The organism is Actinoplanes sichuanensis (genome assembly GCF_033097365.1).
Taxonomy (GTDB): Bacteria; Actinomycetota; Actinomycetes; order Mycobacteriales; family Micromonosporaceae; genus Actinoplanes; species Actinoplanes sichuanensis.
Map to the genome: position 1 here is coordinate 1,222,369 of NZ_AP028461.1, position 15,910 is coordinate 1,238,278.

Genomic DNA, 15,910 nt, shown 5'->3' on the forward strand with positions numbered 1-15,910 from the left:
GCCCCCACCGACACTTTCGCGCCGCGCGTAACCCTCGCGGGCGACCCGCTGCTCAGCGGGTCGGGTCGATCGGACGCCCGCGATCGGACGCCCGCGATCGGACGCCCGCGATCGGACGCCCGCGACCGGGGTCCGCGGGCGCGCCGGCTTCCTCGTCACGGGACGCGCTGCTCGGGCATGTGATGCGGTGGATACGGTGCCGAGATCGGTCGGCCGCCGGATCCGCCGGTGGGTAGGCCGTCGATCAGCTCGTCGAGACGTTTCAGGTAGGGGTCGCCGGCGTCGGCGTGGTAGTCGTCGGGGCGGGTGCGGTCGTCGCCGTCGCGGACTCCGGCCGCTCGCACGAGCAGGGTGAGCACGACGGTGACGAGCAGGTTGACGGCGAGAGCGACGACGCCGACGTAGATGCTCCGGCCGTCGCCGAGCGACCAGCTGGAGCCGCCGAAATGTTCGGCCACGACCCTGCCGGTGGCGTCGAGTTTCGGGATGTCCCAGAGCATCACCAGACCGGTCACCAGGCCGCTGATCAGGCCGGCGGTGAGCGCGGCCCGATGGAACCACGGGGTGAGCAGGCCGAGGAAGACCGCCGGGATGGTCTGCAGGATCAGCACGCCGCCGATCAGCTGCAGGTCGACGGAGAACGCCGGATCCACGGCGAGGATCAGGGCGGCCGCGCCGAACTTGACGACCAGGGACACCCACCGGCTGGTCCACGCCTCGGCCTCGGGGGTGGCGTTCGGTCGCAGGTAGGTGCGGTAGAGGCTGCGGGTGAACGCGTTGGCCGCGGCGATCGACATGACGGCGGCCGGGATCAGGGCGGCGATGCTCAGCGCGGCGTACGCGACCCCCGCCGACCAGCTGGGGAAGTACTCGTGGATCAGCCGTGGCACGACGGTGTTGAGGTCGCCGTCAGCCGGTGTCACGCCTCGGGCCAGTGCGAAGACGCCGAGCATGGCCATCAGGCCCAGCGCCATGCAGTAGACCGGCAGCGCCGCGGCGTTTCGGCGGACCGTGTCGCGGTCTTTGGCGGCGAGCATCCCGACCAGGGCGTGTGGGTAGGCGAAGATGGCCAGGGCCGACCCGATCACCAGGGTCAGGAAGCCCAGGTGGCCGGTTTCCGGCAGCAGCAGCCCGTCGGCCGGGTTGGGAGTGGCGGCGAACCGGGTCGCGGCACCGCGGAAGGCGCTGCCCCATCCGCCGTACATGGCCACCATCAGCGCCGCGGTGATCAGCATCCAGCCGAGCAGCACGTCCTTGACCACCGACAGCAGGGCGGGTGCGCGCAGCCCGGACCGGAACGTGCAGATCGACACGAGCGTCACCGCGGCCAGCAACGGCCACTCGCCCCCGAACCCGACGGTCCGCAGCACCGCCTGCAACGAGATGAGCTGCACCGCGACATAGGGGATCGTCGCCAGGATCCCGGTGACGGCGACCAGCGCCCCGAGCCCCGGTGAGCCGAATCGGGCGGCCGCGAACTCGCTGTGGGTGAGGAAGCCGTGCCGTCGCGCCACCGACCACGCCCGAGTGGTGAAGATGAAGGTCAGGGGCGTGGTGACGATCGCGAACGGCACGGCGAACCACCCGATCGCACCGACGCCGTAGGTGAGCGCCGGGACGGCGATGAACGTGTACGCGCTATACATGCTCCCGCCGAGCAGGAACCAGATCGTCCAGTTGCCGAACGCCCGCCCGCCGACACTCCACTCCTCGAGGTGGTAGGGGTCGGCGGGCCGGCGCCAGCGGGCGGCACCGAAGCCGAGCAGCACGACGCCCGTCATCAGGACCAGGAAGACGCCGACCTCGACGTCTCGATCGGTCACGGCCGGCCCTCGCGGGTGGCGAGGTAGACGACCGTGATCACGACCATCGCGAGCAGTGCGCAGGCGAACTGATACCAGAAGAAGAACGGCACGCCGAACAGAGTCGGCTCGATCCGATTGGCGAACGGGGTCAGCAGCGGAGCAGCGGTCGGTATGACCAGCAGCCACTGCCAGTGACGGGAGCGGGGCGACATCTTCGTCTCCTGCTGTCGTGGGGTGCGGCGGGAGCCGCCGGAGGCCGGCCACGGCGAGGAGAACGCGGAACTATTAGCACTGCTAGTGCCGAAACCGTGAAGATTGTTCTACCGCCCCGTCTCCAAAGAGGAAAGACCCTGATCAAAACTCAGTCGTCGTCGCCGTCATCATCCGCGTCCGCGGTTTTGGTCACGACCTGAAAGGAAGCGTCCAGATCGACATCCCACTCCTGACCGGCCGGATCGCGGACCTCGGCCTCGTAGGCCACGCCCTGGTCGTCGGAGGCCTCCGTCTCCAGAACGGTGCCGCCGGGGATGGCGGCGAGGGCCGCGGTCTCCACCGAGGTGCGCTCCTCGGCGCTCAGCACCCGATCATCGGCGTCCGGCTTGCCGCCCGCGTTGGCGGCCGTCGCCCACACGGTGCCACCGGCGCCGAGGGCGGCCACGAGGGCGATCCCGCCGATGACCGTGCGCTTGCTGCGGAGCTTGCTGGTGTCCATCAGGTGTGCCTTTCTCGCGGAAGAACGAGCACGTCTCGCGGGAAGAAGCGAGCACGTCTCGCGGGGAACAACGAGTACGGCGACAGCTTGCGCCCCGGTCCCTGAATCTCCCCTGAACGCACCTGAAAGCCCCTTCAGAAAGCGGGCGCGGATCGGTTGGTCAGGAGGCCGGCAGGTGCACGACGAAACGCGCTCCGCCCAGCGCCGACGACGTCACCCGCACGGTGCCGCCATGGGCCTCCACGATCTCCTTGACGATGGCCAACCCCAGCCCGCTGCCCCCGGCGTCCCGGTCCCGGGCCTCGTCGAGACGGACGAACCGCTCGAACACCCGCCCCCGTTCGCCCTCCGGGACCCCCGCGCCGTCGTCCTCCACCACCAGCTCCACCCCGTCCCGGTCCGGGCGGACGGTCACCGACACCGTCGCGCGGGCGTGCCGGGCGGCGTTGTCGGCGAGGTTGCGCACCACCTGGGCGAGCGCCGTCGCATCCCCCCGGACCCGCCCCGCCCCGACCCCGGACGTGTCGACGGTGAGCCCGGCTCGTCGCACCCGCCGGGCCTCGGCCAGCGCGAGATCGTCGACATCCACGTCGCGCAGCCGCCGAACGCCGGCCCCACCGGTACGGGTGAGCAGCAACAACTGCTCGACCAGCCGTTCCATCCGCGCGGACTCCTCAAGCACCGCCTCGGCCAGCTCACCCTCGGGTAGCGCGCCCGGATGCGACCGGGCCACCTCGGCCGCCTGCCGGATCCCGGCCAGTGGTGACCGCAGCTCGTGCGACGCGTCGGCCACGAACCGCTGCTGCCGCTCCCGGGAGTCCTGAAGGCGGGCGAGCATCCGGTTCATGGTGGCGGCCAGCCGGTGGATCTCGTCGCGGGCGGGTGGTTCCGGAACCCGCCGGTCCAGTCGTTCCCCGGTGATCTCCTCGACCTCCCGGCGGATCCGCTCGACCGGTGCCAGCGCCCCGGTCACCACCACCCAGGTGACCCCGCCGACCAGGACGAGCGCACCCGGAATCCCCATCAACAGGGGGGTGGCCAGAGCTTTCGTCGCGTCGTCGACCTCTTCGAGAGAAGCGAAGACCACCACGGTGTACGGCTCGGCGTCCTCGGTGACGCGCAGGGACCTGTCGTCGAGAGGCTCCGACGCCCGCACCACCGCCCCGCCGGCATCGAGGATCTCCCAGGCGAACTCGTCGTCCTCGTCGTCCTCGGGCGACGCCGAGGAGAAGCCGGAGGCCGGCAGGCCCGACGACGAGACCTGGGCGGCGAGCACCGCGGCCCGATTCTCCGCCGAATCCTTGATGCCGCCCTCCAGCGACGCTCGGGTCAGCAACACCAGCGTCACCGCCCCGAGAACCACGGCCACCGCCATCACCAGCACGGCGAGGGCGGTGGTCCGCAACCGGATCGAGGCCCGCTCAACCACCGTCACCACCGAGTCGATACCCCGCCCCGCGCACGGTCTGGATCGCCTCCCGCCCGAACGGCCGGTCGATCTTGTTGCGCAGATGTCGTACATACACCTCGACGATGTTGGGATCGCCGTCGAAGTCGGCATCCCACACCGCCTCCATGATCCGCTGCTTCGACACCACGTCGCCGGTGTTGCGGGCCAGGAACGCCAGCAGCGCGAACTCGCGGGCGGTCAAGTCGATCCGGGTCTCGCCCCGCCACACCTTCCGGGAGGCCGGATCGATCCGCAGGTCACCGGCGGTCAATTGGACCGGGCGCTCGCGGGCACCGCGCCGGGCCACCGCTCGTAATCGGGCCACCAACACCGGGTACGAGAACGGCTTCGTCAGATAGTCGTCGGCGCCGGTGTCCAGACCCTCGACCTGGTCCCACTCGCCGTCCTTGGCGGTGAGCATCACGATCGGTGTCCAATTCTCCTCGGCGCGTAGCGCGGCACAGACCTGATAGCCGTTGAGCTTGGGCAGCATCAGGTCCAGAACGATCACGTCGTAATCGTTCTCCCTGGCCAGCCACAAGCCGTCGACGCCGTCCGGTGCGACGTCGACAGCGAAGCCCTCGGCCTCCAGGCCCACCCGCAACGACCAGGCGAGCCGCTTCTCGTCCTCCACGACGAGTACACGCATGCCGCCATGATTGCCCACCCGACCTGAATCCACCCTGAACGCGACGGAGGACACCGACGGTGCGGGCGGGGCGAGGAGGGCGCCGGAGAGACGGAAGCACCCTGAGATAACGTCGTGGTGGTTTCGACGACCTGCGGCAGGGGGACAAGCGGACGCGATGAACGGTGATGACAACCGGCCGTCTCCCGCGTACTTCTCCGCCGACCCCGAGGTCGGCGCAGACCTCGCCGCGGTCGACTGGGAGGCGACCCCGCTCGGGCCGCCGGACGGCTGGCCGCAGAGCCTTCGGACAGCGGTGAGCATCCTGCTGTCCTCACGCTTCTCCATGTGGATGGCGTGGGGTCCGCAGCTCACCTTCTTCTGCAACGACGCCTACCGCCGCAACACGCTGGGCCGCAAGTACCCGTGGGCGCTGGGCCGCCCGGCCAGTGAGGTGTGGGCGGAGATCTGGGGCGACATCGGCCCCCGGATCGACACCGTGCTGCGCACCGGCGAGGCCACCTGGGACGAGGCGTTGCTGCTGTTCCTGGAGCGGTCCGGCTATCCCGAGGAGTCGTACCACACGTTCTCCTACAGCCCGCTGCGCGACGACGACGGTGCCCTGGTCGGGATGCTCTGCGTGGTCAGCGAGGAGACCGATCGGGTGATCGGTGAGCGGCGCATGGCCACGCTGCGTGAGCTCGGCTCGGACCCGAGTGTGGTCCGCACCCAGGAGGAGATGCTGGCCTTCGTCAGCCGGCAGCTCGACCGCAACCGGCGGGACCTGCCGTTCACCCTGACCTACCTGTTCGATGCGGGCGAGGAGGGCGGGGCCCGGCTCGCGGCGTCGACCGGGATCGACCCCGGGCACCCGGTGGCGGCACCCGAGTACTGGCCGACGGTGCGGCTGGCCGCGGGCGAACCGGTGCTGGCCGACCTGGACGGGTGGGACGGGCTGCCCGGCGGCGACTGGCCGGATCCGCCGACCCAGGCGCTCGCGATGCCGCTTCTGCGCCAGGGCGGTACACCGTACGGCTTCCTGGTCGCCGGGCTGAACCGCTATCGGCCGCTCGACGAAGGCTATCGCGGCTTCGTCGAGCTGACCGCCGGTCACCTGGCGGCCGGGGTGGCCGGCGCCCGCAGCTACCAGGCCCAACAGCGCCGGGCCGAGGAGCTGGCCGAGCTGGATCGCGCGAAGACGACCTTCTTCTCGAACATCAGCCACGAGTTCCGTACCCCATTGACGTTGATCATGGGTCCGGTGGAGGATCTCCTCGCCGGCGCCGGTGCGGAGACCCGGGCGGACCTGGAGGTCATCCACCGCAACGGGCTGCGCCTCGGTAAACTGGTCAACACGCTGCTCGATTTCTCCCGTATCGAGGCCGGGAAGATGCAGGCCCGGTTCGAGTCGGCCGACCTGTCCGCCGCCACCGCCGAGCTCGCCAGCGTGTTCCGGTCGGCGATCGAACGGGCCGGGCTCACGCTCGACGTCGAGTGCCCGCCGATGCCCCAGCCGGTCCACCTGGACCGCGGTATGTGGGAGAAGGTGGTCCTCAACCTGCTCAGCAACGCCCTGAAATTCACCTTCGACGGCGGCATCACGGTCACGGTGCGTGCCGAGGACGCCGACGCGATCGTCACGGTCGGTGACACGGGGGTGGGTGTCGCCGAGGACGAGATGCCGCGGCTGTTCGAGCGTTTCCACCGGATCGAGAACTCCCGCTCCCGGTCCAACGAGGGCAGCGGCATCGGCCTGGCCCTGGTCCGTGAACTGGTCGGTCTGCACGGCGGCACGATCACCGCGGAGAGCACCGTCGGACGTGGTACGACGTTCACCATCCGCCTCCCGTTCGGCAGCGCGCACCTTCCGACGTACCACCAGGGCTCCTCGGGCGAAAGCCATGCCGAATCGTTCCTGCAGGAGGCCCTGCGCTGGCTGCCGGCCGGCGACGAGCCGGCGGCGCCGGCCGAGCCGGAAGCGGTGCCGGACGGTGGCGCCGATCTGCTCGTCGCCGACGACAACGCCGACATGCGCGACTACCTGAGCCGGCTGCTGCGGTCCGCCGGGCACCGGGTGACCGCGGTGGTCGACGGGCAGCAGGCCCTGGAGACCGCCCGGGCCACCTCGCCGGACCTGATCGTCAGCGACGTCATGATGCCGCGCCTGGACGGGTTGCAGCTGGTCGCGGCCCTGCGCGCGGACCCACGCACGGCGAGTACACCGGTGCTGCTGCTGTCCGCCCGGGCCGGGCAGGAGGCGTCCATCGAGGGCCTGGAGGCGGGCGCCGACGACTACCTGTTCAAGCCGTTCTCGGCCGCCGAGCTGCTGGCCAGGGTGCGCGCCAACGTCGAGCTGGCCCGTCTGCGCAACCATCACACCCGCTGGCGCAACGCGCTGATCGACTCGTTGCAGGAGGCGTTCTTCGTCTGCGACGAGAACGGCTCGGTCATCGAGATCAACAGCGCGTTCACCGACATCCTGGGGTACGGGCCGGACGGGCTCCCGTATCCGCCGACCCCTCCGTGGTGGCCGGACGTCGCGACCGACGCCGACGCGCACCGGGCGGTCGTCAACGCGTTCGCGATGCTGCTGGAGGAACCGCAGGGCACGTACACCATCCCGGTCGTGCATCGGGACGGGCGCCGACTGTGGGCGGCCGCCTCGTACAACCAGGTCCAGGACCCGGACACCGGCAAGCGGGTGATCGTCGGCACGTTCCGGGACGTCACCGCCGAGCACTACGCGGTGCAGCGAGACAACGCCCTCGCCGCGCTCGGCATGCGCCTCGCCGAGGCGGAGAACCTCTCCGGGGCGGTGCAGGCGGTCCTGCGCGAGCTCAAGACGATCTGGCAGGCGAGGTACGTGCTGACGGCCGTCTTCGCCGAGCGAGGCGACCCCGCGGTGACCGCCACCGACCCCGACCTGACCTGGGCGGACCTTCCCGCCGAGACCCGCCGGTCGATCCTGGAGCTGCGCGACCGTCCGGCGTTCACCCCGTCCGGCACCGGTATCGTCTTGGACCACCCGCACGGCGCCATGGCGCTCTGGATCGAACCGGGCCCGCAGCGCCCGTTCACTGCGCCCGACGAGACCCTCCTGGCCCTGCTGGCCGGCCGGCTCAGCCAGGGCCTGCGCCGCATCGACCAGATCGACCAGCAGCGGGAGACCGCGCTCGCCCTGCAACGAGCCATCCTCGGCCCGGACAGCCTGCCCAGCGGGTTCGCGGTCCGCTACGAGCCGGCCACCCGCCCGCTGAAGGTCGGCGGCGACTGGTATGACACGGTCGAGCTCTCCGACGGCCGGATCGGCATCGTCGTCGGCGACTGCGTCGGCCACGGTCTGCAGGCGGCCACCGTGATGGGCCAGCTCCGCAGCGCCTGCCGGGCCCTGCTGCTCCAGGACACCAGCCCCGCGCACACGCTGATGGCGCTCGACCGGTTCGCCGCCAAGGTGCCGGGCGCCGGCTGTGCCACGGTGTTCTGTGGGATCCTGGATCCCGGCAGTGGCCGTCTCGTCTACTCCAGTGCCGGTCACCCACCGGCGATCGTCGGCCGCCCGGACGGCACGACCCAACTGCTCGACGGCGGCCGGTCCCGCCCGGTCGCGGTCCGGCCCGGCTTGGAGCGCCCGGACGCCGAATTCGTCGTACCGCCCCGGGCCACCCTGCTCCTCTACACCGACGGACTGGTCGAACGCCGTCGTCGTCCGCTGTCCGCGGGTATCGGGGAGGCCAGCACCGCGGTTCAGCACGGTCTGGGTACCCCGATCGAGGACCTGGCCACCGAGATCATGACCAGTTTGGCCCCGGAGAGCGGCTACGACGACGACGTGGCGCTGCTCCTCTACCGCCACCCCGGGCCGCTGGAACTCGAGTTCCCCGCCGAGTCGACCCGCCTCGCCCCGGTCCGGTCCGCGCTACGCGGATGGCTCGACAGGTGCGGCATCGACCCCGGCATCGTGCAGAACGTGCTGGTCGCCGCCGGTGAGGCATGCGCCAACGCGATCGAGCACGGGCACCGCGAGCACCCGGGCGGCCGGATCCGGCTGCGCGCCGCCGCGACCGCCGCCGACCTGCGCCTGACCATTTCCGACACCGGCCGATGGAAGACACCCGACCCATCCGCCAACCCGTACCGCGGCCGGGGGATCAAGCTCATGCGTGCCTTCATGCACACTGTCACCGTCACCTCCGGAACGACCGGCACCGTCGTCGACATGCAGGCGAGGCTTACCTGATGACCACCGAGCTCAACCTCACGACGAGTCCCGGCCCGGACGGTGGCGTCGTCCTCACCGCCTGCGGCGAGATCGACATGAGTAACGCCGAAACCTTCGCCGACGCGCTGATCCAGGCGGTCGCCGGCGCGGCCGGCGCCCGCCTGATCGTCGACATCACCGCGGTCCAATACCTGGACAGCGCGGGTCTCGCGGCGCTTTTCGCCCAGGCCGATCACATCGAGTTGCGTACGGGACCCCTGCTCGCACCGCTGCTGGAGATCTCCGGCCTGACCGACCTGACCACGGTCCACCGCGTCTGACCGGCGCCCGGATCCGGTCAGGAATCGAGAAGCCCGACGGACCGCTCGGTGACTAGCGTTCGGGCTGTTCCCGAGCCCGGAGGCCCTGATGATCATCCGTCGCGTTCACCGCTGGACGTCCGCCGTCTTCACCGCAACGGTCGTGCTGACGTTCCTCGCGCTAGCCCAGGAGGACCCGATCGTCTGGGTCTCCTACGTTCCGCTGCTCCCGCTGGCCGTGCTGATGCTCACCGGCCTGTACCTTTTCGTCCGGCCCTTCCTGCGCCGTCGTCAGTCGCTTGATCAGTGACCGGATCACGATCAACGGAATGATCCCGAACACGCCGAACGACATGTCGATCAGCGTCCATCCGAACGGCAGCTCCCGGACCGCCCCGGCGATCAGCGCCGGCGGGATGATCCCGGCGCAGCACACCATGCCCCACTCGATCACCCAGACGTTGCGGACCGGATCCCGCCACGGCCCCCAGAACGCCACCGCGATGACCAGGTGGGCGAAGGCGAGCCAGTCGGTCCCGTAGGCGACGAACGGATGGTCCCGCCCGGTCGCCACCAGGCCGTCCCGGATCCGAACCCTCCGCAGGATCCGTGCAGGGTGGCGACCAGCCGGGACTGATCGGTCAGCTGGGGGCGGGGGAGGGCAGGGGGCCGCGGTCCACGAGGCTGAACGTGGTCAGCGGTGGGGCGTCACCGACCTGTTCGACGAAGAAGCCGCCGGTTCCCTCGTTGGCGTCCTGGTCCCACTGCACGAAGCCGTACGCATCGTTGTAGAGGTGGAAGCGGGGACGGTTCTTGTCGTCCTTCAGTTTGGTCGGGATCAGCTCGAACAGGGTGCCGACGCCGGTCGCGCACTCGGTCGCGACAAGCTTCGCCGACGCGTCGGCGAGGAGCCGGACGCCGACGCAGACCTCTTCCTCGTCCGGGGCGTACAGGGCCCGGATCAGGTAGTCGACACCCATCGGGATCAGGACGAACTCGGACCTGGAACCGGTGCCGTCGCCCGCCTCGACCTCGCTGAACGGGCCGTCGAGCGCCAGGTCGTGGTCGATCTCGGCGATGTGGATCAGGGCCTTGTTCTTGCCGGCCTTGATGGCCACCAGCCGCTCCTCGGCGGACGGGGTGCGGCCCGGCTTCGGCGAGGCCGACGTGGGGGCTTCCCCGGACGCCGACGCCGACGCGGGCGTCTCCCCCGGACCGCCTGCCGAATGGTCGGGAATGGACAGGCCGTTGTACCTGATCAGGACACCCACGGTGGTGGCGAGCAGCACGGCGACCGCGGTGGTGACGACCGCGAGGGTACGCCGTCGGCGCGGCCGGGCCGGTGCGGCCGCCGGGTAGACCTGGGACGTCGCCGTCGGCACTTGAGGGGCGGCGTGCCACGCCGGTGCGGCCGGAGACATCGGTGCGGCCGGGGCGGCCGGAGACATCGGCGTGGCCGCCGGCCGGGGGCCGAACGGCTGAATCGGGGCCGCGGGCGATGCGGGTGCCACGGTCGGCAGCATGATCGTGTCGTCGGCCGGTGGCCGCGCGGACTGCCCGGGCAGCAGGAGATCCAGCAGCTCACGGGCGGTGGGCCGGTCGTCCGGGTGCTTGGCGAGCGCCCGGGACACCGGTCCGCGCAACGACTCGGGCAGGCCGGTGAGGTTCGGTGCCTGGGTGAGGATGCGCATCGCGGTGGCCGACGCGGACTCGCCGGCGAACGGGGTGCGCCCGGTGGCGGCGTAGGCGACGACGGCGCCCCACGCGAAGATGTCGGCCGCGGCGGTGACCGGCCGTCCGTCGACCGGGTCGAAACGTTCCGGCGCCATGTACGTGACCGTGCCCACCACCTGGTCGGTGCGGGTGTGCTGGCTGGTCGCCTCGAAGGCCTGGGCGATGCCGAAGTCGATCACCTTGATGCCGCCCCGGGCGAACAGCACGTTGCCCGGTTTGAGGTCGCGGTGGATCACGCCGGCCCCGTGGATGGCGGTGAGCGCGGTGGCGATACCGACCGCCACCCCGTGCAGGGCGGAGCCGGACAGCGGGCCCTTCGCCTTGACCTCGTCGGCCAGGCTGGGCCCGTCCACGAACTCGACGACCAGGTAGGGCGGCTCGTGATCGGGATCCGCGTCGAGGACCTCGGCGGTCGAGAACGGGGGCACCTGCTTGGCCCGGGCGACCTCACTACGGAACCGACCCCGGAACTCGCTCTCGTTCGCGAACTCGGGCCGGACCATCTTTATCGCCACCGGCCGTCCGTCCGGGTCGCGGCCCAGGAACACCGTCCCCATGCCGCCTTCGCCGAGCCGGCCGACCAGCTCGTACCGGCCGAGGGCGACCGGGTCTCCCGGACGCAGCGGCATGCTCATGTGGTTCTCTTCCCTTCGGGCCGTCGCGCCCCGGGAGTCTACTCAAGGTGATCACGGTTCTCGGTTACCGCGTCTATGTCGGTTTGACGACGGAATGCCCGCCGGAGCCCCACTTCACCCGCGATCTCGTGCCCTTACGCCCACCCGGCATGCCGAAACTCACAAGATCATCGGCGAGGGAGAGCGCGTCAGGGGAGAGGCGGGCGGGTGGAGCCGCGGACCTGGAGGCGCGTGGAGACCATGTGCTGGCGGCGCTCGGTCCGGCCCCGGAGGCGTTCCAGCAGCATGGTCGCCGCCTGCGCGCCCATCTCGGCGCCCTGCTGATCGACCGAGGTCAGGTCGATCAGCGGATGCTGGGCGATGTCGGTGTTGTCGTACCCGGCGACCGACACCTCACCGAGCCGTCCCGCCGCCGCGACCCCGGCCAGCACGATCAGCGCGATGTCGTCGTGCCCGGCGAAGATCGCGGTGGGCGGTGACGGCCGGGCGAGCAGCCGGGCGGTCGCCTCCCGAACCCCGGTGTCGCCGTCCTCCCAGCGGGCCACCTCGATGATCGGTTCGAGCCCGGCCGCGGCCATCCGTGCCCGGTACTCGGCGACCCGGACCACGTGCGGCGTGACCGGTGTGGCCACGTTGACCGCCTCCGGTTCGGTGAGATGCGCGATCCGCCGGTGCCCTAGGGCGAACAGATGCTCCATCACCGCTCCGGCACCCGCCGCGTCGTCGCCGACGACCGTGTCGTACCCCTGCGGGTCGTCGTGCCGGCCGAGCATCACGATCGGCACCCGCCGGGCGAGTTCCTCCAGCCAGGGCGGGTCGACCCGGGGCGACACGGCGATGATGCCGTCGACGAGCCCGTCGGCGAGCGACTCGAGGGTGCTGTACTCGGGCCCGTCCGCGGGCGCGAGCACCACCTGGTAGGGCGTGTCGGCGACGGCCCGGGTGGCGCCTTCGACGATCTGGCTCATGAACCGCGCGCTGACGTAGGGGATCTCCAGCCCGAGCCGGTAACTGGACCCGCGCAGGGCCCGGGCGGCGACGCTGGGCCGGTAGCCGAGTTCCTCGATGGCGGCTTCGACGCGCCGGCGCATGCCGGGGCTCACCCCGTACGCGTTGCGGATCACCTTCGACACCGCGGCGCGGGACACGCCCGCGGCGGTGGCCACGTCACTGATCGTGACCGCCCGGCCCCTCGTGATCGACATATGCCTCACTGTAGACCGTTCTCCGCGACCGGTGAGGCGGGGGACCGGCAGTGCTCATTCAATCTTTGAAACGTTTCGAGTTTCGTCTTGTGCCGCCGACGTAGACCGGTCTACTGTGACGGCTGTTACACGCGGAGACCGATCTACAAACATGCGCGAAACCGGAGGTTCATATGAGGCTCGGTGCGGCGGTACTGCTTGCGGGCGCCCTTTGCCTGTCGGCCTGCAGCGCCGGATCCCTGGGGTCCAGCGACGATGCTGCGGGCGGTAAGACCCAGATCACCTTCCTGACCAACAACGACCCGGCCAACGTGAAGGTGGCCGAAGCCGTCATCGCCGCGTTCGAGGCCAGGAACACCGACGTCGACGTCAAGCTCGACACCCGGCCGCAGGGCAGTGAGGGCGACAACCTGGTCAAGACCCGGCTCTCCACCGGCGACATGGCCGACGTCTTCGAGTACAACTCCGGCTCGCTGCTGCAGGCCATCGCCCCGTCGACGAACCTGACCCCGATCACCGGCGAATCCTGGGTCGGCGACCTGGACGAGACGTTCAAGAAGGTCGTCTCCAGCGGCACCGAGGTCTACGGCTCGCCGTGGCAGACCATCTCCGGCGGCGGCATCCTCTACAACAAGCCGCTCTACGCCAAGCTCGGCCTCCAGCCGCCCAAGACCTGGGCGGACTTCATGAACAACAACGCCAAGATCAAAGCTGCCGGTACGGCGCCCGTCGCCCAGACCTACAGCGAGACCTGGACGTCGCAGATCCTGGTGCTCGCCGACATGCACAACGTCTCGGCCGCCGATCCCGGCTTTGCCGACAAGTACACGAACAACCAGGCCAAGTACGCGACGACGCCCGCCGCCCTGGCCGGTTTCCAGCACCTGGAGGAGCTGAAGAAGGCCGGCTACTGGAACGACGACTACGCCTCGGCGAAGTACAACGAGGGCCTGGCCGCCGTGGCCAACGGCACCGCCGCGCACTACCCGATGATCACGTTCGCGGTCACCGCCATCGACACCGCGGCCCCCGGCAAGACGAACGACGTCGGCTTCTTCGCGCTGCCTGGCACCGACGCGAGCAAGAACGGCGTGACCCTGTGGGAGCCGTCCGGCATCTACATCCCGAAGAGCACCGAGGGTGACAAGCTCACCGCGGCCAAGAAGTTCCAGGCGTTCCTGGCCTCCCCGGACGGCTGTGCGGCCCAGGCGAGCGCCACGTCGCTGGGCGGCCCGTTCGCGGTGAAGACCTGCAAACTGCCGGACGACGTGGCCACCGCGGTCAAGGACCTGAGCGTGTACGTGGACGCCGGCGCCGCCAGCCCCGCGCTGGAGTTCCTCTCCCCGATCAAGGGCCCGGCCCTGGAGCAGATCACCGTCGAGGTCGGCTCCGGCATCCGCCCGGCCGCCGACGGCGCGAAGCTCTACGACGAGGACGTGAAGAAGCAGGCGCAGCAGCTCGGACTCCAGGGCTGGTGATGACGACAGTCACCGACGCGGTGACGGAGGCTCCGGCGACCACGGTCCCGGAGCCGGCCCGCCGCAAGAGTCCGTATCCGTACTGGTTCATCCTCCCGGGCGGTGTCATCTTCGCCGTCTTCTTCCTGGTGCCGTCGGTGATGGCGTTCTGGTTCAGCCTCACCCGCTGGACCCTGTTCGACCAGGAGTTCATCGGCCTCGACAACTACGTGCAGTTCTTCCGGGAACCGGCGCTGGCGTCCGGGCTGTGGCACACGCTGATCTACGCGGTGACCACCTCCGGCCTGAAGGTGGTCCTCGGGATGGCGCTGGCCGTACTGCTGACCGGTCCGATCCTGGGCCGCGGGTTCATGCGGTCGGTGGCGTTCTTCCCGGTGCTGGTCAGCACGATCGGTGTCGGCCTGACCTTCCAGATCCTGATGCACCCGACCCGCGGGGTGATCAACCAGGCGCTCGATCTGGTCGGGATCACCGGCCCGGCCTGGCTGGTCGACCCGGACTGGGCGCTGCTGTCGGTCGCGTTCGTCGACGTCTGGCAGGGTGTCGGCCTGGCCACGGTGATCTACATGGCCGGCATCCTGTCGATCCCCGGCGAGTATTTCGAGGCGGCCAAGATGGACGGTGCGGGCGCCTGGCACCGGTTCCGCAACATCACCCTGCCGCTGGCCAAACCGGCGACCGTGTCGGTGATCCTGCTGTCGCTGATCGGCGGGCTGCGCAAGTTCGACCTGATCTGGGCGATGACCAAGGGCGGCCCGGGCTTCACCTCGGACGTGATGGCCTCGGTGATCTACAAGCAGTACCAGGCCGGCTTCTACGGGCTCTCCACGGCCGGGAACGTCGTGCTGTTCCTGCTGGTGATCCTGATCGCGCTGCCGCTGTTCTGGTTCTTCAACCGGAAGGAGGACGCGTGAGCACCCGCACCCGGCCCAACTATCCGCTCAGCGGCCTGGCGATCGTCCTGTTCGGTGTCGTGTTCCTGGTCCCGTTCGGGTTCATCCTGCTCACCGCGGGCAAGACCGCGCAGGAGTCGGCGCTGCTGGACTTCTCGTGGCCCACCGAGTGGGCGTTCGTGGCGAACCTGCAGGCGGTCGTCGAGGCCCGCGACTACCTGCTGATCATCGCGTTCATCAACAGCACCATCCTCACCGTCGCCAGTGTCACCGTGGTGGTGATCCTGGCCGCGATGGCCGGGTTCGTCCTGCAACGACGCAAGAGCCGGGTCACCAAGGTCGCGAACCTGGTCATCCTGTCCGGGCTCGTCCTGCCGCCGGCCGTGGTCCCGACCATCTGGGTGCTGCAGAAGATCGGCCTGTTCAAGACGATGCCCGGCCTGATCCTGGTCGAGATCGCGTACGCCATGGCCTTCTGTGTCCTGCTCTTCCAGGCGTTCATCGCGGGCATTCCGAAGGAGATGGACGAGGCCGCGACCATCGACGGCGCCGGGCCGGTGAGCCTGTTCTTCCGGGTCGTGTTCCCTCTGCTGCGGCCGATCATCGTGACCGTCGTGGTGGTGCAGACGGTGTTCATCTGGAACGACTTCACCAGCCCGCTCTACTTCCTGCCCGGTGACGAGAACGCCACCGTGCAACTGACCCTCTTCAACTTCCAGGGTCAGTACGCCAGCTCCTACAACCTCCTGTTCATGGACATCCTGCTGGTCACGGTCCCGCCGCTGATCATGTTCATGATCTTCCAGCGCCAGATCGTGTCCGGCATGGTTGCCGGCTCGGTGAAAGGTTGAG

The 15,910-nt window shown here is 70.0% G+C and carries 13 protein-coding genes; 5 read left to right on the forward strand and 8 right to left on the reverse strand.

What is annotated here, in order from left to right:
• Positions 1 to 155: 155 nt before the first annotated feature.
• The 5 genes from Q0Z83_RS05300 to Q0Z83_RS05320 form a co-directional block, all read right to left on the reverse strand.
• On the reverse strand, positions 156 to 1,781 hold the full coding sequence (locus Q0Z83_RS05300; protein WP_378078510.1) for a sodium:solute symporter family protein: 1,626 nt from the start codon (positions 1,779 to 1,781) through the stop codon (positions 156 to 158).
• A 38-nt stretch (positions 1,782 to 1,819) separates the two neighbouring features.
• Entirely contained in the window at positions 1,820 to 2,017 is a 198-nt protein-coding gene (locus Q0Z83_RS05305; RefSeq protein ID WP_317792654.1) for a DUF3311 domain-containing protein, read from the reverse strand.
• Between the two features lie 149 nt (positions 2,018 to 2,166).
• Positions 2,167 to 2,517, reverse strand: a complete 351-nt coding sequence (locus Q0Z83_RS05310; protein WP_317792655.1) for a PepSY domain-containing protein — start codon at positions 2,515 to 2,517, stop codon at positions 2,167 to 2,169.
• A gap of 160 nt (positions 2,518 to 2,677) precedes the next feature.
• On the reverse strand, positions 2,678 to 3,952 hold the full coding sequence (locus Q0Z83_RS05315) for a sensor histidine kinase (protein ID WP_317792656.1): 1,275 nt from the start codon (positions 3,950 to 3,952) through the stop codon (positions 2,678 to 2,680).
• Positions 3,939 to 4,616, reverse strand: coding sequence for a response regulator transcription factor (locus tag Q0Z83_RS05320; protein WP_317792657.1), 678 nt, complete (start codon positions 4,614 to 4,616; stop codon positions 3,939 to 3,941). Before Q0Z83_RS05320 ends, Q0Z83_RS05315 begins: the two co-directional genes overlap by 14 nt.
• A 157-nt stretch (positions 4,617 to 4,773) precedes the next feature.
• Here Q0Z83_RS05320 and Q0Z83_RS05325 point away from each other — a divergent pair, with 157 nt between their 5' ends.
• A complete protein-coding gene (locus Q0Z83_RS05325) occupies positions 4,774 to 8,832 on the forward strand; it encodes a SpoIIE family protein phosphatase (RefSeq protein WP_317792658.1) in 4,059 nt (1,352 codons plus the stop codon).
• The gene (locus Q0Z83_RS05330) at positions 8,832 to 9,134 is read left to right on the forward strand and encodes an STAS domain-containing protein (RefSeq protein WP_317792659.1); all 303 of its coding nucleotides are present in this window, start codon (positions 8,832 to 8,834) and stop codon (positions 9,132 to 9,134) included. The genes Q0Z83_RS05325 and Q0Z83_RS05330 overlap by 1 nt, the downstream gene beginning before the upstream one ends.
• A 160-nt stretch (positions 9,135 to 9,294) precedes the next feature.
• Here the strand turns inward: Q0Z83_RS05330 and Q0Z83_RS55730 are convergent, their stop codons facing one another.
• The 3 genes from Q0Z83_RS55730 to Q0Z83_RS05345 all read right to left on the reverse strand — a co-directional run bounded on the left by Q0Z83_RS55730 (position 9,295) and on the right by Q0Z83_RS05345 (position 12,687).
• Positions 9,295 to 9,687: a hypothetical protein gene (locus tag Q0Z83_RS55730; protein ID WP_378078503.1), complete on the reverse strand. Its 393-nt coding sequence runs from the start codon at positions 9,685 to 9,687 to the stop codon at positions 9,295 to 9,297.
• A 67-nt stretch (positions 9,688 to 9,754) separates the two neighbouring features.
• Positions 9,755 to 11,482: a serine/threonine protein kinase gene (locus Q0Z83_RS05340; RefSeq protein WP_317792660.1), complete on the reverse strand. Its 1,728-nt coding sequence runs from the start codon at positions 11,480 to 11,482 to the stop codon at positions 9,755 to 9,757.
• A 188-nt stretch (positions 11,483 to 11,670) separates the two neighbouring features.
• Complete coding sequence (locus tag Q0Z83_RS05345) at positions 11,671 to 12,687, reverse strand: LacI family DNA-binding transcriptional regulator (RefSeq protein WP_317792661.1); 1,017 nt, start codon at positions 12,685 to 12,687, stop codon at positions 11,671 to 11,673.
• A 173-nt stretch (positions 12,688 to 12,860) separates the two neighbouring features.
• Here Q0Z83_RS05345 and Q0Z83_RS05350 point away from each other — a divergent pair, with 173 nt between their 5' ends.
• The 3 genes from Q0Z83_RS05350 to Q0Z83_RS05360 are packed head-to-tail and all read left to right on the forward strand — an operon-like array spanning position 12,861 to position 15,909.
• A complete protein-coding gene (locus Q0Z83_RS05350; RefSeq protein ID WP_317792662.1) occupies positions 12,861 to 14,165 on the forward strand; it encodes an ABC transporter substrate-binding protein in 1,305 nt (434 codons plus the stop codon).
• Positions 14,165 to 15,079, forward strand: a complete 915-nt coding sequence (locus Q0Z83_RS05355) for a carbohydrate ABC transporter permease (RefSeq protein ID WP_317792663.1) — start codon at positions 14,165 to 14,167, stop codon at positions 15,077 to 15,079. The genes Q0Z83_RS05350 and Q0Z83_RS05355 overlap by 1 nt, the downstream gene beginning before the upstream one ends.
• Positions 15,076 to 15,909: a carbohydrate ABC transporter permease gene (locus Q0Z83_RS05360; protein WP_317792664.1), complete on the forward strand. Its 834-nt coding sequence runs from the start codon at positions 15,076 to 15,078 to the stop codon at positions 15,907 to 15,909. Before Q0Z83_RS05355 ends, Q0Z83_RS05360 begins: the two co-directional genes overlap by 4 nt.
• Position 15,910: the final 1 nt, after the last annotated feature.